The 21,771-nt window shown below is 69.7% G+C and carries 19 protein-coding genes and 3 pseudogenes; 7 read left to right on the top strand and 15 right to left on the bottom strand.

From position 1 onward, the window contains the following. The 6 genes and pseudogenes from OPF83_RS12290 to OPF83_RS12270 form a co-directional block, all read right to left on the bottom strand. Window positions 1-417 (bottom strand): class I adenylate-forming enzyme family protein, encoded by a 417-nt coding sequence (locus OPF83_RS12290; RefSeq protein WP_375546264.1) that lies wholly within the window; start codon window positions 415-417, stop codon window positions 1-3. A gap of 15 nt (window positions 418-432) precedes the next feature. Continuing rightward, window positions 433-543 (bottom strand): annotated as a pseudogene (locus OPF83_RS17535) (AMP-binding protein); the annotation flags it as partial. Between the two features lie 45 nt (window positions 544-588). Then, window positions 589-1,548: an alpha/beta hydrolase gene (locus tag OPF83_RS12285; protein ID WP_264887751.1), complete on the bottom strand. Its 960-nt coding sequence runs from the start codon at window positions 1,546-1,548 to the stop codon at window positions 589-591. Continuing rightward, complete coding sequence (locus OPF83_RS12280) at window positions 1,545-2,396, bottom strand: SDR family oxidoreductase (protein WP_264887750.1); 852 nt, start codon at window positions 2,394-2,396, stop codon at window positions 1,545-1,547. The genes OPF83_RS12285 and OPF83_RS12280 overlap by 4 nt, the downstream gene beginning before the upstream one ends. Beyond that, entirely contained in the window at window positions 2,393-3,550 is a 1,158-nt protein-coding gene (locus tag OPF83_RS12275) for a hypothetical protein (RefSeq protein WP_264887749.1), read from the bottom strand. The genes OPF83_RS12280 and OPF83_RS12275 overlap by 4 nt, the downstream gene beginning before the upstream one ends. 38 nt (window positions 3,551-3,588) lie before the next feature. Continuing rightward, window positions 3,589-4,608, bottom strand: coding sequence for an AraC family transcriptional regulator (locus OPF83_RS12270; protein ID WP_264887748.1), 1,020 nt, complete (start codon window positions 4,606-4,608; stop codon window positions 3,589-3,591). A gap of 269 nt (window positions 4,609-4,877) precedes the next feature. On the opposite strand from OPF83_RS12270, the gene OPF83_RS12265 reads away from it, so the two are divergent. Beyond that, window positions 4,878-6,026, top strand: a complete 1,149-nt coding sequence (locus OPF83_RS12265) for a sterol desaturase family protein (protein WP_264887747.1) — start codon at window positions 4,878-4,880, stop codon at window positions 6,024-6,026. A 32-nt stretch (window positions 6,027-6,058) separates the two neighbouring features. On the opposite strand, the pseudogene OPF83_RS12260 reads toward OPF83_RS12265, so the two are convergent. Continuing rightward, a pseudogene (locus OPF83_RS12260) lies at window positions 6,059-6,840 on the bottom strand (ABC transporter ATP-binding protein). 238 nt (window positions 6,841-7,078) lie between these two features. Between OPF83_RS12260 and OPF83_RS12255 the strand changes: the two are divergent. Then, on the top strand, window positions 7,079-8,596 hold the full coding sequence (locus OPF83_RS12255) for an MDR family MFS transporter (RefSeq protein ID WP_264887746.1): 1,518 nt from the start codon (window positions 7,079-7,081) through the stop codon (window positions 8,594-8,596). Window positions 8,597-8,763: 167 nt separating this feature from the next. Here the strand turns inward: OPF83_RS12255 and OPF83_RS17530 are convergent. Further along, a pseudogene (locus tag OPF83_RS17530) lies at window positions 8,764-8,880 on the bottom strand (helix-turn-helix domain-containing protein); the annotation flags it as partial. A gap of 199 nt (window positions 8,881-9,079) precedes the next feature. On the opposite strand from OPF83_RS17530, the gene OPF83_RS12250 reads away from it, so the two are divergent. The 3 genes from OPF83_RS12250 to OPF83_RS12240 are packed head-to-tail and all read left to right on the top strand — an operon-like array spanning window position 9,080 to window position 11,026. Beyond that, the gene (locus OPF83_RS12250) at window positions 9,080-9,478 is read left to right on the top strand and encodes a GntR family transcriptional regulator (protein ID WP_264887745.1); all 399 of its coding nucleotides are present in this window, start codon (window positions 9,080-9,082) and stop codon (window positions 9,476-9,478) included. 1 nt (window position 9,479) lies between these two features. Next, the gene (locus OPF83_RS12245) at window positions 9,480-10,223 is read left to right on the top strand and encodes an ABC transporter ATP-binding protein (protein ID WP_264887744.1); all 744 of its coding nucleotides are present in this window, start codon (window positions 9,480-9,482) and stop codon (window positions 10,221-10,223) included. After that, window positions 10,220-11,026, top strand: a complete 807-nt coding sequence (locus OPF83_RS12240) for a hypothetical protein (RefSeq protein ID WP_264887743.1) — start codon at window positions 10,220-10,222, stop codon at window positions 11,024-11,026. Before OPF83_RS12245 ends, OPF83_RS12240 begins: the two co-directional genes overlap by 4 nt. 17 nt (window positions 11,027-11,043) lie before the next feature. Here OPF83_RS12240 and OPF83_RS12235 read toward each other — a convergent pair whose 3' ends face one another. From OPF83_RS12235 to OPF83_RS12225, 3 genes are all read right to left on the bottom strand, one after another. Beyond that, window positions 11,044-11,370 carry a gamma-glutamylcyclotransferase family protein gene (locus tag OPF83_RS12235; RefSeq protein WP_264887742.1) on the bottom strand — a complete coding sequence of 109 codons (327 nt, stop codon included), beginning with the start codon at window positions 11,368-11,370 and terminating at the stop codon, window positions 11,044-11,046. A 76-nt stretch (window positions 11,371-11,446) separates the two neighbouring features. Beyond that, window positions 11,447-12,196 carry a hypothetical protein gene (locus tag OPF83_RS12230; RefSeq protein ID WP_264887741.1) on the bottom strand — a complete coding sequence of 250 codons (750 nt, stop codon included), beginning with the start codon at window positions 12,194-12,196 and terminating at the stop codon, window positions 11,447-11,449. Window positions 12,197-12,290: 94 nt separating this feature from the next. After that, entirely contained in the window at window positions 12,291-13,115 is an 825-nt protein-coding gene (locus OPF83_RS12225) for a PadR family transcriptional regulator (RefSeq protein WP_264887740.1), read from the bottom strand. 313 nt (window positions 13,116-13,428) lie between these two features. Between OPF83_RS12225 and OPF83_RS12220 the strand changes: the two genes are divergently transcribed. Continuing rightward, the gene (locus OPF83_RS12220) at window positions 13,429-14,271 is read left to right on the top strand and encodes an excalibur calcium-binding domain-containing protein (RefSeq protein ID WP_264887739.1); all 843 of its coding nucleotides are present in this window, start codon (window positions 13,429-13,431) and stop codon (window positions 14,269-14,271) included. A 247-nt stretch (window positions 14,272-14,518) separates the two neighbouring features. Next, complete coding sequence (locus OPF83_RS12215; RefSeq protein WP_264887738.1) at window positions 14,519-15,370, top strand: Bax inhibitor-1/YccA family protein; 852 nt, start codon at window positions 14,519-14,521, stop codon at window positions 15,368-15,370. Window positions 15,371-15,591: 221 nt separating this feature from the next. On the opposite strand, the gene OPF83_RS12210 is transcribed toward OPF83_RS12215, so the two are convergent. From OPF83_RS12210 to OPF83_RS12195, 4 genes are all read right to left on the bottom strand, one after another. Further along, window positions 15,592-16,812, bottom strand: coding sequence for an acetyl-CoA C-acetyltransferase (locus tag OPF83_RS12210; protein WP_264887737.1), 1,221 nt, complete (start codon window positions 16,810-16,812; stop codon window positions 15,592-15,594). A 62-nt stretch (window positions 16,813-16,874) separates the two neighbouring features. Further along, window positions 16,875-18,107: an SGNH/GDSL hydrolase family protein gene (locus tag OPF83_RS12205; RefSeq protein WP_264887736.1), complete on the bottom strand. Its 1,233-nt coding sequence runs from the start codon at window positions 18,105-18,107 to the stop codon at window positions 16,875-16,877. Next, the gene (locus OPF83_RS12200; RefSeq protein WP_264887735.1) at window positions 18,104-19,498 is read right to left on the bottom strand and encodes an McrC family protein; all 1,395 of its coding nucleotides are present in this window, start codon (window positions 19,496-19,498) and stop codon (window positions 18,104-18,106) included. The genes OPF83_RS12205 and OPF83_RS12200 overlap by 4 nt, the downstream gene beginning before the upstream one ends. Then, complete coding sequence (locus tag OPF83_RS12195) at window positions 19,495-21,726, bottom strand: AAA family ATPase (protein WP_264887734.1); 2,232 nt, start codon at window positions 21,724-21,726, stop codon at window positions 19,495-19,497. The genes OPF83_RS12200 and OPF83_RS12195 overlap by 4 nt, the downstream gene beginning before the upstream one ends. Window positions 21,727-21,771 lie beyond the last annotated feature (45 nt).

Here is a 21,771-nt window from a genome sequence, read left to right as displayed (position 1 = left end):
TCACTGCGCGGGCGGCCCCCACGTGAGCTCGGATTTCCTGATCTTTCCGGCCGGGGTCATGGGCAACGAGTCCACCACCTCGAACTGGTCCGGGACCTTGTACGCGGCCAGCTGCTGCGTGCACAGGCCGCGCAGCTCATCGATGTCCACCACCTGGCCGGGTGCGGGGACAATGAACGCGCAGCCCTTCTCCCCGAAAGTCGGGTCCGGGTACCCGATCACGGCGCACAGGGCGACCGACCGGTGGGTGGACAGGACGTTCTCGATCTCGGCCGGGTACACGTTGTAGCCACCCCGGACGTACATCTCCTTCTTGCGTCCGCGGATGGTGATGTGGCCGTCCCCCGTCATGGTGCCCATGTCGCCGGTGGCCAGCCACCCGTCGGGCAGGAACGTGCTCCGGGTCTCGGCGGGCATGTCCCAGTAGCCGTCCGCCACACACGTCCCGCGGAGCTGGAGTTCGCCCTCGGCTCCGGGGGGCACCAGGTCGCCGGAATCGTCAACGATGCGGGCCTGCACGTCGCCGATCGGGGTCCCGATCGTGGTGTCTTCTCTGTGTGGGCAGAGCGGTTCCCGTCGGCGGCCGGGTTACCCGACGCGGGGCAGTGTCCTTCGCAGGAACTCCACCGTCAGTTCGCGTGCTCGCCGGCTTTCCGGTGCCAGGCCGTCGAGTACGGGGAAGGCGTGAACGGCCGTGTACCAGCGGTGCGTCTCCACCGTGCGCCCGGCCGCGTGGAGACGCTCGGTCAGCGCGATCGCGCTGTCCTCCACCAACTCGCCCGCAGCCAGCGTGATGAGTGTGGGCGGGAACGCCTCGGGGTCCACCTCGAGCATGGACCGCTCGCCCCGGATGCCGGCCGGCCCGCGCGACCACAGCGCCTGAGCGCGCTGCAGGGTCGCCGCGGGCTGGTAGGCATCGCGCGTGAACCACGATCCGTCGCGGACCTCGCGGTCGAGATCGAACAACGGGGAGTACCCCACCATCGCGGCGGGCGCCCGTACGTCGTCGAGCGCCGCAAGCTCGCAGATCTTGGCGGCGAGGAACCCGCCGGCCGAATCCCCGGCCACCACGATCCGATGCCCCGCGGGAAGCTGCCCGGCCAGACTGCGGTACGCCGAATAGACCTCGTCGATCAGCGCAGCCAGGTCCACCTCGGGCAGCTTGCGGTACCGCACCGCGTGGACCGGGGCGTCGAGGTGGACGGCGAGACTCGAGCACAGCCGGGCGTGCGTGCCCGGACCGCAGAACACGAACGCCCCGCCATGGAGGTACAGCACCGTCACGTCCGACCCGTCGGCGCCCGACCGGGGCGTCGTGGTGACCGCCGGGACACCGCCGAGCGAGCTGGCCTCAACGACCACGCCCGGCGCATGCGGTAGCCGGGCGAAGCCCCGTTCCACTGCGGCGAGTCCGCGGATGCCGGATTCTGTCAACGGCCACGCCCGGTACACGTGCCGCAGGGTCGCACGGGAGCCCCAGTAGAGGACGCGCGACGTCGGGCTGGGGGACCGGTAGGTGGTGACGACGTCACTGGTGTGTGCGCTCATCGCAGTGTGGGTCCGTTCTTCTCCACCATCTTCTTCTGCACCCGGCGCCCCTGCGTCACGAGCAGCGGCAGCGCCGCCGAGCCGAGACTGGGGAACGCGGCGCCCAGGCGGGCGAGCGCCCCGCGCCAATGCGGGATCGCCGTGACGGGGCGCGGCTTGTCGAGCACCGTGCCGACCGCCTTCACCACGTCCTCGGGTTGGAGCAGCACGCCGGAGAAGGACAGCGCCGCCTGTGGATCGTCGAGTTTGTCATGGAGCATCGGCGTCCAGATGCCGTCCGGGCACACGCACGAGATGTCGATGTTGCACACTCCCGCGAGCCGCAGATCGGCCACGGTACTGCTGGAGAATCCCATCACCGCGTGCTTGGACGCCGCGTACACGGCCTCACCGGGAACAGCCGAGATGCCGGCGAGCGAGGCGATGTTGATGATGTGGCCGCCGGGGCCCGAGCCGGCGCCGCCCCGCATCGCGTCGATCGCCGCGACCGTGCCGTTGATCGTGCCCAGCGCGTTGACGTCCATATGGAGCTTGCGCAGCTCCTCCGACTGCTCCCACGCCGGCCCCGTGACCAGCACGCCGGCGTTGTTCACCCACACCTCCAGCGACCCGGCCGCGGCGATCAGCTCATCGCGCGCCCGCTCGACCTGCGTGTGCTCGCGCACGTCGACCTCGGCCCAGAGCGCCCCACGCCCGATCTCCGCGGCCGCGGCGGAGGCGGCCTCGCCACTGAGATCGGTGACCATGACCAGGTGTCCGCGATCGGCCAGCAGCTCGGCGATCGCCCGGCCCAGCCCGCGGCCAGCACCCGTGACGAGGGCGCCGGGACGTGTTCTCGTCGTCGTCACTTCTCGTCCTTCAGGCCCGACTCGATGCGGCCGTACGAGATCCCGCCGTGGCAATATGTGGGCACCACGGGCCAGAACCGCTTCCACGGCGCCAGCTCGGTCGACGGCAGGATCTGCAGCCAACGCGGATCGGCCGCGCACGTATCCGCCATGGTCTTCTCCTTGATCATGGAGTCGTACTGATCCAGCGCATCCTCGAGGGTATTGGCGTTGGGGCAGATCTCGCGGCCGTACTGCTCGTGGTAGCGGCGCACGCCCGGGATCTTCGACAGTTCCGGCTGCCAGTTGTCCAGCGAGATACCGTTCTCCGAGGACACCCACACGCCGTCCGGGGTGTTGATGACCAGCGAGTGGTTGCCGTCGGTGTGGCCGGGCGTCCACAACAGCGCGATGCCGGGGCCGAGCTCGATGTCGCCGTCGAAGAGTGCGAACCTGCCCGGGTCCACGCCGCCGAGGCCGTCCTCGACGTACCAGGCCCACTGCATCGGGTGCAGGTCCTGCAGGGTCGCCAGCTCGCGGCGGTGCACGAGCATCCTCGCGTCGCCGAACAGCGGTTCGCGCGGGGCGGAATCGCCGGGGATCGTCTCGGTGGAGCCGAGGATCATCCGCGGGTCCTGCACGTGCAGGTGGTCGAACGTGCAGAAGTCCACGTCCGCGGGCGTCAGGCCCACCTTGGCCAACGCCACGTCCGGCTCGTTGAAGTACTTGAGGATCACCTTGCTGGCGAGCTGGCCGCCGGGGATCTTGTCGACCATCGTCTGCAGGTTGTTGTAGAACGGCGCCTCGGCCGAGCCGGCGGGAACGGTCGGCTCGAACACCAGCGTGCGGGGGCGGCCGTTGAAATCGTCGTACTGCACCACGAGCATGCGGTTGATCATCGTGATGAGCGGCAGGCTGGGCACCGACACGGCGTTGTCGAACGCGTAGTTGACCGGGTACGGCGCACCGGCCACGTCGACGGACTTCACCGCGCGCACCTGCCCCTGCGCGGCGAAGCGCTGCTTGTACTCGGTCGCGGCGGCGCGGATCGCGCGGAGACGCTCGCCGCGGGGCCAGATGTCGTGGACCCCGTCGAACTCGGGGATGGCGCGGGCACCGATCTCCTTGAGCGTCGTCGCGGTGCCCGCCTGCGGGGTGTGTTGCTGCGTGGTCATCGTTCTAGGATCGGACGGCCGCCGACAGAAAACTTGTGTCAGCGCGACAACCTGGCCTGGTGGCGGAGCCGCCTGGGGGAGACGCCGAACCACCGCCGCACCGCGTGGCTGAGCGTGGCCTGTTCGGCGAAGCCCACCAGGTCGGCGATCTGTGTGAAGGACAGGTCGGTGGTGGTGATGTACCGGTGCGCGCGGTCGCGGCGCAGGTCGTCGATGATCTGTCCGAAAGACGTGCCGACGACGACGAGGCGCCGCTGAAGAGTCCGCGGATGGAGATGAAGCGTCCTCGACACCTCCGACAGTGAAGGGATGAGGCCGGGAAGGCTCTCGCTCACGATCCGGCGGATCTGGGTTGCGATCGAGTCCGCGGGGTCCGCGTAGGCGCCGGCGAGGTGCTCGACCGCGGCCCGGCGGATCTCCTCGTCCGCGGTCTCGAAGACCGAGTCCAGCACACGGGCGTCCACGCACAGGGCGGCCACCGGCCGGTCGAACTTCACGTCCGCGGAGAAGAAGTCGAGGTATCGATTCACCGGGGACAGCGGCCCGTGCGGGATCTCGACCGACCGCAACCCGGTGGACCGGCCGAGCAACTGCACGGCGACCCGGTAAAACACGCCCAGACCGAGTTCGACGGCCTGGGGCGAGTACGGCGACTCGGAGACCTCCTTGCGGTACGTGAGCGCCACGACCCCGCGCCGGTCCCAGGGGTCGTCGTCCACGCCGATGGTCAGGACCGGGCTGTGCACGAACAGGAAGCGGGCGGCAGCGTCGAGCGCCTCGGTCGCGGTGGCCGACGTGCTCACCGCGCGGGCCACCGGGCCGAGGATCGTCAGGTCCTGCCGCTCGGCCAGACGCAGACCCAGGTCCGGGCAGTGCAGCTCGGCCGCGGCGGCGTCGAGCATCCGGTCGTGCGCGGTGATCGACAGCAGTCCGTCGTCGTGTTCGAGGACGTCCGCCACGATGTCGAATGCCTCGAGAAGGCGGACTGGGTCGCCGCCGAGTTCGGTGACGAGCGCGTCGAACCCGCGCAGGCTGGCCGCGCGGATCAGCGGCTGCACGACGGCTCCCGGGTGGTCACGGCACCTACGCTACGGTCCCGCGGGAGTAGGTCACCTCGCCCGTCCGGCGCCAGGGCCGCTTCCGTCGCCAACTGTGCGAGTCCCGTTCGCCGAGTGGTCGCAGATCACTTTCTCCGGAACGCCGGACCTGGGAGAACGTGAGGCGGTGCGACCACGCGATGGGTGCAGCGCGACGAGGCTGCGCGGCGGCGACCAGCACCCGGTCGGGAGCGGCGAAAGGCTCCGGTTGATGGTGTCGGTCTTTCGGCATGCGTGTCCCACGTCACTACGAGGTGGCCATGAAGCTGGATCTGACAGTGCTGGCGATCCCCGGGTTCGTCGGGTCGATGGTCGCCGAGTACGCGTGGCAGAAGCGCCACCCCGCCGCGGACGCGCGTGCCGGCGACTACGAACTCGCCGACACCCTGGCCAGCCTGTCGATGGGAATCGGGAGCCTGATCGCCCCGTATCTCACCGACAAGGTCCTGGCGCCGCTCACCCCCCGAACCGGCCGGTACGCCAAAGTCCTCATGGGCCTGACCGTGGCCGCCGCCGCCGCGACCACCGCTGGCGATGTAATCCGCCGAAACCGCAGCACCGGACTACTGGAGGCAGGGTCGGTGACGGAGTCGTCATCCGGCCCGGCTCCGGCCCCGGCCGGTGAGCCCGCCGCGGCGCTTCCGCCCGCACTACGCCGGATCACCGGCGCTTCTGCGGTCACGGCGGTCGCCTCGACCGTCGTCACCGCGTCCACGTTGTGGAGCGCGCAGACCGCCGCCAAGAAACTGTTCGACCGCAGCCCCCTCGACCTGGGGTCGGGGCCGTTTGCGTACGCCGCTGCGATTCTCGGATGGGACCTCATCTACTACTGCAACCACCGGCTGTCGCACGAGAGCCGGTGGCTGTGGGCCATGCACGTCGTCCACCACTCGAGCGAGCGCTACAACCTGTCGACCGCACTGCGCCAGCCGGTGGCCGAGGCGCTGACCGTGTCCGTGCCGTATGGGCTGCTGTCGCTGCTGGGGGTTCGGCCGGCGATCGTGCAGGACGCGCGGGCGGTCAACCTCATCTACCAGTTCTGGATCCACACCGAGGCCGTGCGATCGATCGGGCCGCTGGAAAAGGTGTTCAACTCGCCCTCGGCACACCGCGTGCACCACGGCAGCAACCGCCGCTACCTGGACCGCAATCACGGCAGCATCCTCATCGTCTGGGATCGGCTGTTCGGGACCTACGAGCCCGAAGGGGAGCGGGTCGTCTACGGCCTGACCACGAACATCAACACGTTCAACCCGCTGCGGATCGCCACGCACGAGTGGTTCGCGATCGCCCGCGACGTGTTCCGGTCGCGTACCTGGCGGGACCGCGCCAGCTACCTCGTTCGCGGACCCGGCTGGGCGGGTGCTCCGAGGGACTGAGCGCGGCCCGGGCCCGACGCCCGCGCAGCCGGCTAGATACTCAGCGCGTCGGACGTGTGGACCCCGTGCCGCCCCAGTGGCAGCATGAGCGGCCGGCCGGACGTGGGGGGTCCGGGATCACCTCGCACTCGAGCCCGAACACCGCGTGGACCGTCTTGGCGGTGAGCACCTCGTCGGGCGGACCGGCGCTGTGCACGCGGCCGTCGGCGATCGCGACCAGGTGATCGGCGTAGCGGGCGGCCAGGTTGAGATCGTGCAGGACCATCACGATGGTCGTCCCGCGATCACGGTTGAGGTCCACCAGCAGGTCGAGCACCTCCACCTGGTGCGCCACGTCGAGGAAGGTCGTCGGTTCGTCGAGCAGGAGCAAGTCGGTCTGCTGGGCCAGGGCCATCGCGATCCACACGCGCTGACGCTGACCGCCGGAGAGCTCATCGACCGCCCGGTCCGCCAGTTCGAGGGACCCGGTGGCCTCGAGGGCGGTGGCGACCGCCTCGTCGTCGTCCCTGCTCCAGCGCGAGAGCATCCCCTGGTGCGGGTTCCGGCCGCGCCCCACCAAATCCGACACGGTGATCCCCTCCGGCGCGAGGGGCGACTGGGGGAGCAGGCCGAGCGTGCGGGCGAGTTCCTTGGCGGGCATCCGGTGCACTCTCTTGCCGTCGAGCAGCACCTGGCCCGCCCTCGGCGTGAGCAACCGCGACATCGACCGCAGCAGCGTGGACTTGCCGCACGCGTTCGCGCCGACGATCGCGGTGAGGCGGCCGGCCGGCACCTCGAGATCCAGATCGTGGATGACGGTGATCACGAACGGCATCGTGGTCTCGCCAGCCGTGTATGCGGGGAGTCTCCGGCGGTCGACCCCGGGACGTTCGGCCGTGCGCGTTGCTGCCATGCGCTGCTTCTGCACGACCGGCTCACGCGAGGTAACGCTCGTCACTTGACGGGCGTCGCGGAAGAGTGGTCGGGTAGGGTTCGCTGGTTCCCGTGCGCGGCGACGTGCCGCCCGGACTTTGTCCTCTTTTCCCGTAGTACGTATTTCATAAGGACGACCCGTGACGTCTCAGTCCACTGCCGCCGACCACGGCAGCAGTACCGAATCCCCCCGACTGCCCGCAGCCACGATCAGGCTCATCTCGCTGCTCGTCGCGGCCGCGTTCGTGGTGATCCTCAACGAGACCATCATGTCCGTGGCGCTGCCCGACCTGATGGCCGAGTTCGAGGTCACCGCGGCCACCGCGCAGTGGCTCACCACGGCCTTCATGCTCACGATGGCCGTGGTCATCCCGTTCACCGGGTGGATGCTCGTGCGGTTCCCGCTGCGGACCGTCTTTGTCATCGCGATGAGCACGTTCACCGCCGGTACGGTTCTGGCATCTCTCGCGACGGTGTTCCCCATGCTCGTCGCCGGGCGCGTGGTGCAGGCCGTCGGCACGGCGATCATGATGCCCCTGCTCATGACCACTGTTCTCAACGTCGTGCCCGCAGATCGCCGCGGTCGGACGATGGGCATCATCTCCATCGTGATCGCCGTGGCGCCCGCCATCGGGCCGACGGTCGGCGGCGTGGTGCTGGACTCGCTGAGCTGGCGCTGGATGTTCTGGTCGGTCCTGCCGATCGCTGTGCTGGCACTGATCGCCGGCGGCGCGCTGATCCGCAACGTCACGGAGAACCGCAATGTCCCGCTGGACATCCTCTCGGGTGTTCTGTCGGCGCTCGGCTTCGCCGGCCTGATCTACGGTCTCAGCTCGATCGGCGAGGCCGCCATGGGCAACGCGCTCGTCTCCCCGTGGATCCCGGTGATCGTCGGCGTGCTCGCACTCGCGGTGTTCGTGTGGCGCCAGTTGGCGCTCAAGGGCAATGCTCTCCTCGACGTGCGGGCGTTCGCCTCGCCCACCTTCACCGTGGCCCTGGTGCTCATGCTCATCGCCATGATGTCGCTGTTCGGCGTGCTGATCCTGCTGCCGATCTACATGCAGCAGGTGCTGGGCTCGACCACGCTCGAGGCCGGCCTTGCGCTGCTGCCCGGCGGCCTGGTCATGGGCGTCCTCGGCTGGTTCGTGGGACGCCTCTACGACAAGGTCGGCCCGCGCCCGCTGATCATTCCCGGGTCGATCCTGGCCTCGGCGGGTCTGTGGGGCATGACGACCCTCGGTACCGACTCCTCGCTCGGCACGGTCGTGGTCTTCCACGTGACACTGACGTTCGGCCTCGCGCTGCTGTTCTCGCCGCTCATGACCTCGGCCCTGGGGTCGCTCGAGCCGCATCTGTACTCCCACGGCTCGGCGCTGCTCACCACACTGCAGCAGGTCGCCGCGGCGGCCGGCACCGCCCTGTTCATCACCGTGATGACGCTCGGTCAGGTGGCCGGCGGCGAGAGTGGCGAGGATGCCGTGGCGGCTCAGATGAACGGCGTCCACAACGCACTGATCGCTGGTGCGGTGATCTCGCTGGTCACCGTGGTCGGCGTGTGGTTCCTGCGCAACACCGCCCAGACCGAGGCGCCGGTGGCCCAGGCCCTGGCTGACGAGGCGGAGCAGGCCGCGCACGCCGAGCAGGCTGAGAACGGATAGCACGAGGCGAGACGAACAACGGCGGCACAATCGCCACCAGGTGGCCGGAGGCGTCCGTCGTATCTCTCCGGAGATGCCTCCACCGGTTCGTTCACTTGTCGCCGACGCGTCGGCGCGTAATCCGGGGCGGGGGAGGGGACGGGCGGCTGTCGGTCGGGGTTCGGCCAGGTAGCGCGAAAGTCGAACCAGTCGCACCACCTGGCGAGCGTGCGGCGGGAGATGCCGTAACGCCGACACACATCGTCGGCGTGCATACCGTCCTCGTACAACGTCACGGCGTCCATCCAGATGAGTTCGTCTCCGAATGCAGGTCCCATGGCGATGTTGTACCGCCTGGGTACGACACGGGCGCGCGGGCGGGAACCGGTCCAGGGGGCATCCAGCTATTGGCTCTGCGGCATGTGACGCTGCGGCTATTGACTCGGCGCCCACATAGTGTCACTGTATTAAGGTACTAATACAGCGATACGGAGGGGTGCTGCGATGCAGTTCGACACCTCGTCCCCGATCTGGGTGCAGCTCGTCCGCGAGTTCTCGCGGCGCATCGTGACGGGGGAGTGGGCGGCGGGCGAGAAGATGCCCGGCGTCCGGGAGTTGGCCGCCGACCTCGGCGTCAACCCCAACACGGCACAACGGGCGCTCGCCGAACTCGAGCGACTCGAACTGTGTCGATCAGAACGGGCGACCGGTCGCTTCGTCACCAGCGACGACGAGCGAATCGACGCGGTGCGCGCCGAGCTGGCCGCCGATGCCACGGACGAGTTCATCCGACGAGTGCGCGGTCTCGGGATGGTCCGCGACCGCGCCCGCACGCTGCTCGACGAGAGATGGGACAGCAATGAGCACCACACCACTGACGTTCCGGCCGGCGGAGGAGGCTGAGATGACCGATCACACCGCCGCCCACGACGCGGAACAGTCCGGACCCGGGTCCGCCCCGCTGATCGACGTGCGCGACCTGACCATGGAGTACGGTGCGGTCCGCGCACTCGACGGTCTCGAGATGACCGCCCGTTCCGGGCAGATCGTCGGCCTTCTCGGGGAGAACGGCTGCGGCAAGACCACCCTGCTCAAGATCCTCGCCGGTGTCCTGGCCGGATACTCCGGTCACGTGAGCATCGCCGGTCACGCCCCCGGTCCCGAGTCCAAGGCGCTCGTGTCGTTCCTGCCCGACACCAGCTTCCTTCCCGACTCGGCGCGGGTGAGCTACTGCCTCGACCTGTATTCGGACTTCTTCGCCGATTTCCAGCGGGAGAAAGCGCGGGACCTCATCGGCTTCTTCGGCCTGAGTGAGTCCACGCGGCTCAAGGAGATGAGCAAGGGCATGCGCGAGAAGGTGCAGATCTCGCTCGCCATGTCCCGCGACGCCTGCGTGTTCCTGCTCGACGAACCGATCTCCGGCGTCGACCCGGCCGCGCGCCAGCTCATCCTCGACGGCATGCTGCGCAGCCTCGACGAGGACTCGCTCCTGCTCATCTCGACGCACCTCGTGCACGACCTCGAGCCGCTCCTCGACGGCGTGGTGATGATGCGCCACGGCCGCGTGATCGCCCAGGGCGACGCCGACGACCTGCGCGCGCACCACTCCGCCAGTCTCGACCAGATCTTCAGGGAGATGTACCGATGACCACCACACTGCTCAAGCACGAGTGGCTCCGCACGCGCGCGCCGCTCGGGGCCCTCGCCGGCGTCGTCACCCTCGTGGTGCTCCTCGGCTGCCTCCTTCTCCCTCTCGGGTCGATCCTCGCCACCTTCGGACTGATCGTGTCCATCGGGGGAGTGTGCCTCCTCGTCCCGGCCACGCAGCTCCTGCTCGCCGCCGACTTCTGGCGTTCGGGGTTCGGGCGCACCGGCTACTTCACACACTCGCTGCCGATCCGGGGTGGCACCGTGTTCCGCGCGAAGCTGGCGTGGAGCGCCCTCGCCAGCCTCGTAGCTCTGGTGTGGGCGGTGGTCATGGGGCTGCTCATCCGGCAGGTGGCGGAGTGGACACTGGAGGCCGCACCGCCCGGTCCGCGCGAACTCTGGCAGCAGGCCACCGGGGTCATGCCCGCATGGATGCTCGTCGGGGCCGCACTTCTACTCCTCGCCTACATCGGCGTGTGGCCGATCTTCTACTACTTCTCCGTGTCGATCGGGCATGAGAAGCGGCTCGTCGGACTCGGTGCGGGTGGCCCGATCGTGGTGTTCGTGGGCGTCTACCTCGTCGTCCAGGTCGTGACCTTCCTCGGATTGCTGGCCATCCCGTTCGGGATCGGCATAGACGGCGACCGGCTCGGGGTCGTCCCGTTCCATCTCCTCGACGAGATGACGGCGGGCACCTCCAGCAGCGACGTGATGCCGTTTGGCGTGGTGGTGATACTGGTGGTCGCCGCGGTCTGCCTGTGGCGCACGGCCCGGTCGTGGAACCACAGGATCGCCCTGCGATGACCGTGTCCGAATCCGTGTCAGTCGCGTAGCGCGTACACCTGCGCATCGACGGTTCCGCCCCCGTCGAGCCGTGCCCGCACGGTCACGCGCGAGTACTCGTCACCCTCGAACTCGTCGAGCCGATCCCAGTGTTCGGGCAGTTCCGGTGAGCTGAACACCTGGCCGGCCACCTCACCGTCGGTTCCCAGCACGATCCCGGGAAACCCCTGTGCAGCACCCCAGCCCCGGGCCTCGAGCGAACCGGAGATCACCGCGGGCCGCCAGGTGCCCGGCACATCGGCGAGCACATGGGCGTTGGGCCGGCCCGGCGCGAGGGTTCCGTACACGAACAGGTGCTCAGGCATGCGGCGAGTATGCACGACGCGCCGTCGGCATGGCGTCAACCAGCCGCCGTCGCTACCCGCGGCTACCCGCGCGATCTCACTCCGGCTCGGCCGGCACCACCGCCCAGCCGCTGGTCATCTCCGCCAGGAACACCGGCAGTCGCTGCAGTATCCGGTTCTGCTCCGCGCGCTGCCGGAACTCCACGCCAAGCACCCGCTGCGCCTCCGCGGGCCGGTCCTGCACCAGCTCGCGCTGCCGGGGCACGAGTTCCTGCTCGATGTACTCCCAGCGGGGTTCGCGGTCGGCCCAGTTGAAGGCGGGCAGGGGAGTGTGGACGGTCAGGTGTCGCCCGTCGACCTCCGCCTGCACAGTCAGGGGCCGGAACTGTCCCAGGCTCGCCAGCCGTAGGTAGTTGACGTAGACCTTGTCGACCGTGGCGAGGTTGGCCTCCAGTCCCCGGGCGGGAACCCAGTCGTTCAGGTCGATCCCGGCGTTCTCCGCCCCTACGGCGAGCCAGTACTGCCTGGTCAGGGTGCTGTAGCTCGCGGGGTCGGCGCCGGAGGCCCGGGCCCGGTCGAGCAGCGGGCGCAATGCCTGACTGTCGACGGGAAGGGACGAGGAGAACCCGCCGCCTCGTTCGCCGTGGGGATTGTCCTCCACCGCGGTGGTCGCCGACGTCGCCTGGACGGCCGGCGCTGCGTGGGCGGGCTGTGTCGCGTGGGCGGGCGGTGCCGCGGGGCCACCGGGTGTCACGGCGGTGACGAGCGCGGACGTGACGAGCCCCGAGGTGGCAACCGTGACGACGATGACAAGGCCCGCCCGACCCGCCCGAGTTCGCATTCCCATGTACGCCCACCCAACTGTGCCCTGAGTCACATATAGCGCATCCGGGTGCGGTCTGGGCGCCGATCGGCAGATCGGTGTCGTCCCGACATCAGCGTCAGGCGGGCCCGTCGGCGAGTAGTCCGTAGAGCCGCTTTCGCAGGGCGACGAGTTCCTCCGCGGCGGCGGTGGCGGCCGCGTCGTCACCGGTCTGGACCACGGCACGCACCGCCATCGCGGCGTCGCCGAACGCCTTCCACAGCTCCGCGTTGCCGCCGAGTCGGTCGGCCGCCTCCTCGGTGGCGTCCTCCCAGGGGGCGGGACGTTCGCTGAGTCGCTCGACCTCGGCCCGGCCGGCGTCGGTGAGCTGGTAGTGCTTCGGGCCCGCGTCCTCGGCGGGACCGATCAGCTGCTCATCCTCGAGCATGGCCAGCGCCGGGTAGACGGCTCCCGAACTCGGCCGCCACGTGCCGCCGCTCCGCTCCGCCAGCTCACGGATGATCCCGTAGCCGTTCATGGGGCCCTCCGCGAGGAGGAGCAGTGCTCCATGGCGGACGTCTCCTCGACGTCGTCGTCCCCCGGAACTGCGCCGGGGACCGCGACCCCGCCCGCCCGGTCCGCCCCCGAAGGGGCCGTCGGAGCCGAACGTCCCACCGGGGCCGAACGGTCCGCCCGGACCGAACGGGCCGCCCGGGCCGAACGGGCCGCCGGGGCCGAACGGGCCCGCCTGGCCGAAGGGTCCGCCGCGATGATCGTGTCCATGGCCTCCGCGGCCGTGACCACGCGGATGGTCGTGGCCGCGGGTGTGGCCGCGTCCTCCGCGTTGTCCTGTCTGTCCGAAGCTGAACGGGTGCCCGCCGTGTCCGGGCCGACCGAACCCCTCCGGGCCGAACCTGTCCGGGTCGAATCCGCCCGGGCCGTGATTGACGTCGTGACTGCGCATCGATCGTCTCCTTCTCCGCTGGATGGCCGCCCGTGTGGCGACCGGCATGGAAGGAGTATCAACGCCACTCGAAAGAATGTCAACGACATGTCGTTAAACGGCGTTACCGACACTGCCGGCCGGCGACCGAGCGACCCTGCGTTACGGGCGAGCGGCAGGGCGGGTCTCGATTGGCAGCGGGGCGAGTGTGACGCGTCGGCCGATATCGGTGACGGCTCCCAACTAGGAAAATAAGCAAAACATCAGCTAAAGTACTCGCGTCCGCAGTGTCGGACGAGCCCCTCTCGCCCTTCGTTTCGAAAGCCCCTCGACCATGCCGATAGTCCTGCCGTCCCCGTCTCGACCGCACCTGACCGAGCCGACGTTCGTCGCTCCGCCGGTGTGGAAGCCCGTCCTGGCATGGGCCGCGCTCGTGCTCGGCGGACTGACGATGATGGCGGCGGTGGCGACGTTCGGCGACGGTATCCGCCTGTCCGTCGGGATGATCCTGGTCGGTGCGGGGATCGCCGGACCCGGAGCCTGGTGGATCTACTGCGAGCGCACCGACCGCACCCGCGCGGACGAGGACTTCCGACTCGACCAGCAGGCGGCCAGGGCGCAGCAGACGATGGCCGACTTCGTGGCCCCGGCCGCGCTGGCGCCGCTCTCATGGGACACGCCGCTGGTTCCGGTCGAGCGCCGCTGGCTGGTGGTCGGCACAGCGTCCGCGGCACTGCTCATCGGAGGTGGAATCGTCACGCCGTCGGTGGAGACCGAGCCGGGCACTGCGTCACCGGTGCGGACTCCCGTCGTGACGACCATGACGACGACCCAGACGTCGACGGCGACGACTCTCCCTCCGACCAGCACCGCCGTGACCGAACCGTCAACCGTCACCGTCACCGAAGTGGCGGTTGCCGAGGCGGCTGCGGTCCCTGCGCAGGACCCGGCGTCCACGGCGCGCGCGTACGTGCCGACGGCCCCCGCCTACGCTCCGGAGCCCACCTATGCGCCGGCACCCACCTATGCGCCGGCCCCGCTCGCCGCGGTCCCACAGGCGGCGTCGTATGCGAACTGCTCGGCGGCCCGTGCTGCCGGGGCGGCGCCGCTCTATCGCGGACAGCCCGGCTACGCCCCGAAACTCGATCGCGACAACGACGGCGTCGCCTGCGAATAGCCCGGGCCCCGCTACTCGCGACGTGCCCGGACCCAGCTACTCGCGAGACGGCGCGACGAGGGGAGTGGCGTCGCAGGAAGGCGCGTCGCGGGGAGGTGCGTCGCGTTCTCACAGGAATTGTGAAGGAAAATTCCGTGGCGGGAACATCCAGGTGAACCCGTGCGTTGACTACGTACGAGTGATTCGTCGGTCGCCCGGCGGGGACTCTCGGTAAACGACCTTCCCCACCAATCTCGAAGGGACCTCGATGCGCCAGAGCAGCAACCCGGTCTTCAGTTCACTGTCCTCCGACTCCGCGAAGGGCGCCACCGCGCTCGGCGGCGCGGGCCGCGCGGCCTTCCACCAGGGCCAGTACGGCCAGCAGGGCTTCGGTGCCCAGCCCGGTTACGCGACCCAGCAGCCGCAGTTCGCGACCGACGACCGGCCCATGACGATCGACGACGTGGTGTCCAAGACCGGCATCACCCTCGGTGTCATCGGTGTCATCGGCGTCATCGCCTACTACCTGTCGATCTCGGCAGGTCTGGCCATGCCGCTGCTGCTGGTCGGTGGCATCGGCGGTTTCATCACCGTCCTGGTGGCCACCTTCGGCCGCAAGATGGACTCCGCGGCCGTGACCCTGATCTACGCCGCGTTCGAGGGCCTGTTCATCGGCGCGGTCTCGCACGTGTTCACGATGGACATCGTCGGCGCCAGCGCCGGTGTCGTGATCGGCCAGGCCGTGCTCGGCACCTTCGGCGTGTTCGCCGGAATGTTGTTCGTCTACAAGACCGGCGCCGTCCGAGTGACGCCCAAGTTCACCCGGTTCATGACCGCCGCGATCATCGGCGTCGTGGTGCTCATGCTCGGCAACCTCGTCGGCGCGCTGCTGTTCGGCTTCAACCCGCTGCGTGACGGCGGCCCGATCGCCATCGTCTTCTCGCTGGTGTGCATCGGCCTCGCGGCGTTCAGCTTCCTCATGGACTTCGACAACGCCGACCGCCTCGTGCGCGCCGGCGCCCCCTCGAAGATGGCCTGGGGCGTCGCCCTCGGCCTGGCCGTGACCCTGGTCTGGCTGTACATCGAGATCCTGCGCCTGATGAGCTACTTCCGCGACTGACATCGCGACTGTCGCGACAGTTCTCCCGGCGACCCCGGCCACGCACAGCGCGGCCGGGGTCGCCGGCATTTGACGAGGTCGCCGGCATCTGACGAGTGAGGCCAGGAGAAATGTCGAGAGCCTTCCGCCCACGTTCCCCGCGAAAGGGAGTGAGCGGAAGGCTCTCGACGCCTGAGGTTGCCCGTCAGGGGCGTGCAGCGCCGTCACAGCGCTGGCGGGGATCAGCTGAGGCGCTCGAGCACCATCGCCATTCCCTGGCCGCCGCCGACACACATGGTCTCGACGCCGAACTGCTTGTCCTCCGCCTGGAGGTTGTTGATGAGCGACGCGGTGATGCGGGCGCCCGTCATGCCGAACGGGTGGCCGAGCGCGATGGCGCCACCGTTGACGTTGAGCTTGTCCTCCTCGATGCCGAGCTCGCGGGCCGAGCCGAGCACCTGCACGGCGAACGCCTCGTTGATCTCGAACAGGTCGATGTCGGAGATCTGCTTGCCGGCGATACGCAGCGCGTTCTTGACGGCCTCGATCGGGCCCAGGCCCATGATCTCGGGCGACAGGCCGGAGACGCCGGTGGAGACGACGCGGGCGAGCGGCGTGAGGCCGAGCTCCTTGGCCTTGGTGTCGGACATGATCACCAGCGCGGCGGCACCGTCATTGAGCGGGCAGCAGTTGCCGGCGGCGACGGTGCCGTCGGGGCGGAAGACCGGCTTGAGTTGCGAGACCTTCTCGTAGGTGGTGCCGGGGCGCGGGCCGTCGTCGGCGGAGACCACGGTGCCGTCGGGCATCGTGACCGGGGTGATCTCATTCGCGAAGTGCCCACGCTCGACGGCGGCGACGGCGCGCTCCTGCGAGCGGACGCCCCAGCGGTCCTGCTCCTCACGGGTGATGCCGGTCATCTGGGCGACGTTCTCGGCGGTCTGGCCCATCGGGATGTACACGTCGGGCAGCAGGCCCTCGGCGCGCGGGTCGGTCCACACAGGGGCCCCACCCTCGGCGCGCGCGGCGGTGCGGGCCTCGGCGTCGGCGAAGATCGGGTTGTGGGTGTTCGGGATGTGATCGGAGGTGCCGTACTGGAAGTTCGAGACGGTCTCGACACCGGCGGAGATGAACACATCGCCCTCGCCGGCCTTGATCGCGTGCAGCGCCATACGGGTGGTCTGCAGCGAGGAGGAGCAGTAGCGGTTCACGGTGGTGCCGGGAACGGTGTCCAGGCCCGAGAGCACGGACACGACCCGGGCCATGTTGAAGCCCTGCTGACCGCCGGGCAGACCGTTGCCCAGCATCAGGTCGTCGATCTGGGTGGGGTCGAGTTCGGGGACCTTGGACAGTGCGGCCTTGACCATCTGCGAGGTGAGGTCATCCGAACGGATGCCCACGAGGGAACCCTTGTTGGCGCGCCCGATGGGGGAACGGGCGTAAGAGACAATCACGGCTTCCGGCATGGAAGGCTCCTTCTATAGCAGGTGGTGCCCCCGGGTCTGATGGGAGCACCGTGCGGGTGGTTCTAGTCTGCGGGGTCAGGGCTGTCCCGATGTGGACGGGCCACCCGGAGGATGCGACTACGGCGCCTGAGGGTGTCCGCGGCCTCGCGGGCGTCCACCGTGTTCTCGGGATCGCCGTCCACGTCCTCATTATGCAGGAACGTGTTCTCGCCCCGGCCGGGCGCGTCCTCGTGGGTGCGGATGAAGTCGGTGAGGCGCCTGGACAGCCGCGCCACGACGGAGTCGCGGTGCGAGCCCGCGGCCTCGTCGTCGCCGACGTCGTCGGTGCCGGCAGCCCCGGTGCCCGGCACGGCGGTGGCCGGCAATGCGGAGTCCACCTCGTCTGCGTCGACCTTGTCGGCGACCGCCTCGTCGTCGTCGACCCCGGCCGCCACCGCGTGGTCACCCACGCGGTCCTCGGGCAGTTCGTCCCACACACCGAGCGCCACGCAGACCGACGGCAACAACAGGCCGGCCGCGAGCTCGTACCCGGCCGAATTCGGATGGAAACGATCGGGGGAGAACAGGCTCTCGCCACGCCGGTGGAACTCGGGCGCCAACGTCTCCGCCAGCGACACCGGCACGCCGCCGGCCTTGCGCACATGCGCGGTCTGCGCCGTGGCCAGACGACGGCTCAGCGTCGACATGACCGAGCGCAGAGGCTGGGGGACCGGCTTGATGATCCCCAGATCAGGACACGTACCCACCACGACGTGCGACCCGTCGTCGACCAATGCCGTGACCGCCTCGCCCAGGCGGCGCGCCGACGGCCCGATCGCGTTGCGCGCCGTGATGTCGTTGCCACCGATGAGGATCACCGAGATGTCCGGCCTGCCCTGCGCGATCTGCATGGCCTCGACCTGACCGGGCAGCCCCTTGGACGTGGCCCCGACGATCGCCTTGATGGACAGTCGCACGTTCCAGCCCGACTCCTCGGCCAGGCCGCGCGCCAGGAGGACGCCGGGCAGTTCGTGGACCGAGTCGGCGCCGAGACCGGCCGCGAGTGAGTCGCCGAAGACCATCATGTGGACGTCGCACTCCATGCCAGGACGCCACGGCTCCGGCGACACCGCGCCCGGCCGGTACAGGCCGTCGCCCGAGTACGGGGGTGAGGTGGGCTTGGGGATGATCGTGCGCGCGATCTTCGCCTGCTGCGTCAACAGTCCGAGCGTGCCCCGGTAGACACCCGCCGTCCCCACGGCGACCAGCGCGGCACCCATCACGAGTCGGCGGGCCGGATCCTCGAAGTCGCTCATCGGGCGTGTCGACGTCCTTCCGTGCGATGACGCGCTGCCGTCCCCTGGGGCGCGGCCGCGTGGATACGGGCGTGTTCTGCGAGATCGACGATAGCCTGTCGGCTCTGCATCGGCCCGCCGGACAGATCGATCGGGTACTCCACGATCGAGATGTCGGTGTGGACGATCCGCCTCGGCTGGGGTGTGTCGCCCCGGCGCTGGGCGGGATAGACCAGATACGCACGGTCCACGCCCAGCGCGGTGCACGCCGCCAGCAACCGGTAGTGCTCGGCAGCCCGCGCGCGACGGTCGGTGGGGTAGGTGGGGACGAACGTGGTGACCGGCTCGTCGTGGACCTCCCACACGAGCCCCGTACGGACGGAGATGGTGTCGGCGGCCTCGTCTGCCGGGGCACGGTGACGGCCCGACGCGTGGGTACCGGAGCCGGGGACGCCGGTGGCGGAGTCCGACGTGCCGCCCGTGCCGTCGGTGGGACCGCCTTCCGCCTCGGTGCCCGACGACAGGTCGACGACGGGGTTCTGCAGCAACCGGCCGCCACGGCTGGCCAGGGCGGCGGTCAGTTCGGCCTCGATGTAGCGCTCGAACAGGTCCGGCATCTCGGTGACGAACGCCGCCGAGGAGGCATGCCCGTCCTCGACCTCCACGGAGATCCGTCGGACGATGCGGTCGGCCAGGGATAGCGCGTCCTGGAACCGGGTGTTGAGCCGGTTCGGCGTCCACGCGGGGATCTGGGCCCCCTGCGGGATGAGCGTGGCGTCCGCCAGCCGGGCGTCGACCATCGCCAGTCGGCGTCGAGTCGAGTCGGGCAGGTCCGGCAGGAACTGCAGTCGGTGTGCCGCCGTGCGCAGGATCCGGTTCTCGGAGATGTCCGGCGTGAACTCCGAGTACGAGACCTCGAGCGGGATCGTCATGCCTGGCCGGCGGCGGATCTGGTCGCCCAGCCGGATGCGGCCGCGCACCGTGGTGAGCGACTCGTCGACGCGGCGGTAGCCGCGCAGCAGACCGGCCGCGAGCGCCTGGTGCGCGAGGTGGGCCAGGGACTCGGCGACAGAGACCCAGAGCTCGTCGTCGTCACGCGCCTGGACGGCTGAGGACAGGAACGGGTCACCGGGCGCATGGTCGAGCAGGAAGAACAACTGCGTCAAGCCGAGGCTCGCCGCGGGCATGACGCGAACCGACAGTCCCTCGACATGCACCGATCCGACAGACCCGCAGGGGATCAGTCGCCACGTGTCCCGACCGGCGGGCAGCACCTCCACCAGTCCCGTCTGGGACAGGTGCTGCGCCCCCTCCCAACTCAGGGTGACGAGCTTGCCCCGCCGGTCGAACTCGTCGAACTCGAGGACCACCGGCGGTTCACCCGCCGCCCGGCCTGTCGAGGTACGGGTCACGCCCGGCCGATCTTGCGGCGTAGCGCGGCGAGGCCGAACCGCTCGTGCACCTCGGCGCGGGTGAGCCTGCCGTAGTAGTGCTCCTCGAGCAGGGGCAGCAGGTCGAAGCGCCAGATCGCCTCGAGTCCGCCGGGCTCGGTGGTTTCGTCCTTCATGAAGTACGAGGGGCCGATCCGCAGGTCGCGGTCCGAGTCGTCGATCTCCGAGTTGAGCGCCTCGAGCAGGTCCGCGGGCTCGGTGCTCACGCCCTTCGCCTCGAGGTGGCGGCGCAGCACGCCGGCGACCGGCGGGGTGTCCGGGTGCAGTTCCATGAACGCGAAGCGGCGCCGGATGGCCGCGTCGACCATCGCGATGGACCGGTCAGCCGTGTTCATGGTGCCGATGATGAACAGGTTGCGCGGCAGGCGGAACGACGTGTCGGGACTGTACTGGGGGAGCACCGTCCGGTCGCGGTACTCGAGCAGGAAGTACATCTCGCCGAACACGCGTGCCAGATCGGCGCGGTTCATCTCGTCGATGATGAGGAAGCTCGGATGGTCGCGGCCCGATTCGGACGTGGCCCGAGCGGCCTGCCGACGCAGGGGTCCTGCCTGGAGCGCGAAGCCCGGCTGTCCCGACTCGGTGAGGGTGGGACGGTAGCCCTCGAAGAAGTCCTCGTAGGCGTAGCTCGGGTGGAACTGCACGAGCTGCACGCGACTCGGGTCGTCGAGACCGGCGAGGAAGCGGGCCAGCTCCTGGGCCAGGTAGGTCTTACCGGTTCCGGGCGGACCGTAGAACACGATCTGCTGCCGCGACTGCAGGGTGTCGACGATCTCCTGAAGTTCCTTGCGGGGCATGTGCAGGCTCTCGGCCAGCTCCTCGGTGACCTCCGGCAGCTGCGGCACCGCTCCTGCGGCCGGCGCCTCGGCGATCTGCGACTCGGAGGAGTGGCTGCCCGGGTGCATCGCCGCGAGCAGGGCGTCGAGGCCGTCGGTGAGGTCCACGACCGTCCCGGGCTCGCCGATCAGCTCGGACAGCGGGCTCGGCAGCGAGTCCAGGTCGAGGGTGACATCGCTCCACAGGACCGACCGCTCGAGCTGCTGGCCGCCGTCCTCCACGTAGCCCAGGTCGTCGGTCAGCGTGCCCAGGTGGAGGCGCGCGTCGGCGACTGTGGCCACCACGTCCTGCGGTGTCATCCGCGACAGGAAGGTGTGCAGCTCCGCGGTGAGCTGAAACCGGGCCTGGTAGTCCAGGTGCGGGTAGCCCTGCTCGACCGCCTGCGACACCTCGAGGCGGCTGGCGTGCGCCGGGATCCGCGGGAGGTGCGAAGCGGGCAGCGCGATGCGGTTCTGCTCGACCCACTGGCCGGCCTTGCCGACCCCGCCGCGACCGGGCCGGACCAGCCACGCACGGCGCGAGTGATCGTCACGGTGCCGCTGCCACTGGTTGGCCACCGACCCTCGGTACCAGTCGACCGGCTGGCCGAGCTGCGCGGACAGGACCTCGGAGATTCGGTACAGGTCCTGGTCGATGTCCAACTCGTCGATGCCGGACGGGCCGCTGATGAGGTCCGCGAACGCGTCCCGGATCCGGGTCTTGTGCTCGTGCTTGACGATCGGCTGGAAATTGCCGGGCCAGACGAGGTACTGGAGGCTGTAGCGGATCGCACGCCAGTCGCCGGGGGTGGAGCGGGCGGCCCGCTGGAACTCCCACGGGTCGGAAAGGGCGGCGTCGCGGACACCGGGCTCGAGCTCGGCCCAGTGGATGATGAACGAGCACAGCCAGCGCAGGTGCTCGCGCATCTGGACGTTGAACCCGAGACCGCCGGTCAGCGGACCACGCTCGGTGAGCACCTCGTCGAGGTCGGCGGGGATCTCGGGGGCGTCCTCGGTCCAGGAGAGCACGTCGCGGACCCGACCGCGCTTGAGGCGGGCCGTGACCGTGGACAGCGGGAGCTGCTGGATGTAGAGCAGCTCGGCGGCCAGCAGGACCACCGGGCGCGGGGCGCCCTCGAGCTGGTCGTGCAGTGCCTGCATGACGGGGGAGCGGGGATTGTCCGAGGCCGCCGACTCGTCGGGATCCGCATCGAGTCGGCGGGCGAGTTCCTCGGCCACCTCGGGAGTCCACGTATACAGGTCGTCCTCGAAGGGCGACTGCCCGGTGCGCAGCGCCGGACCCAGGACCCGAGCCGCCGCCGCTTCGAGCTTCGGCGCGGGGCCGAGGGGCCTGTCCTGGGAACCGTCTGACACGTGGAACTCCTGCAACGCCGGCGCTGGGTCGGGTCCGGGGATCCG

The organism is Dietzia sp. NCCP-2495, from assembly GCF_026011735.1.
Taxonomy (GTDB): Bacteria; Actinomycetota; Actinomycetes; order Mycobacteriales; family Mycobacteriaceae; genus Dietzia.
Note: the sequence above shows the minus strand (reverse complement) of the source record. Positions and strands in the feature narration are given on the sequence as shown.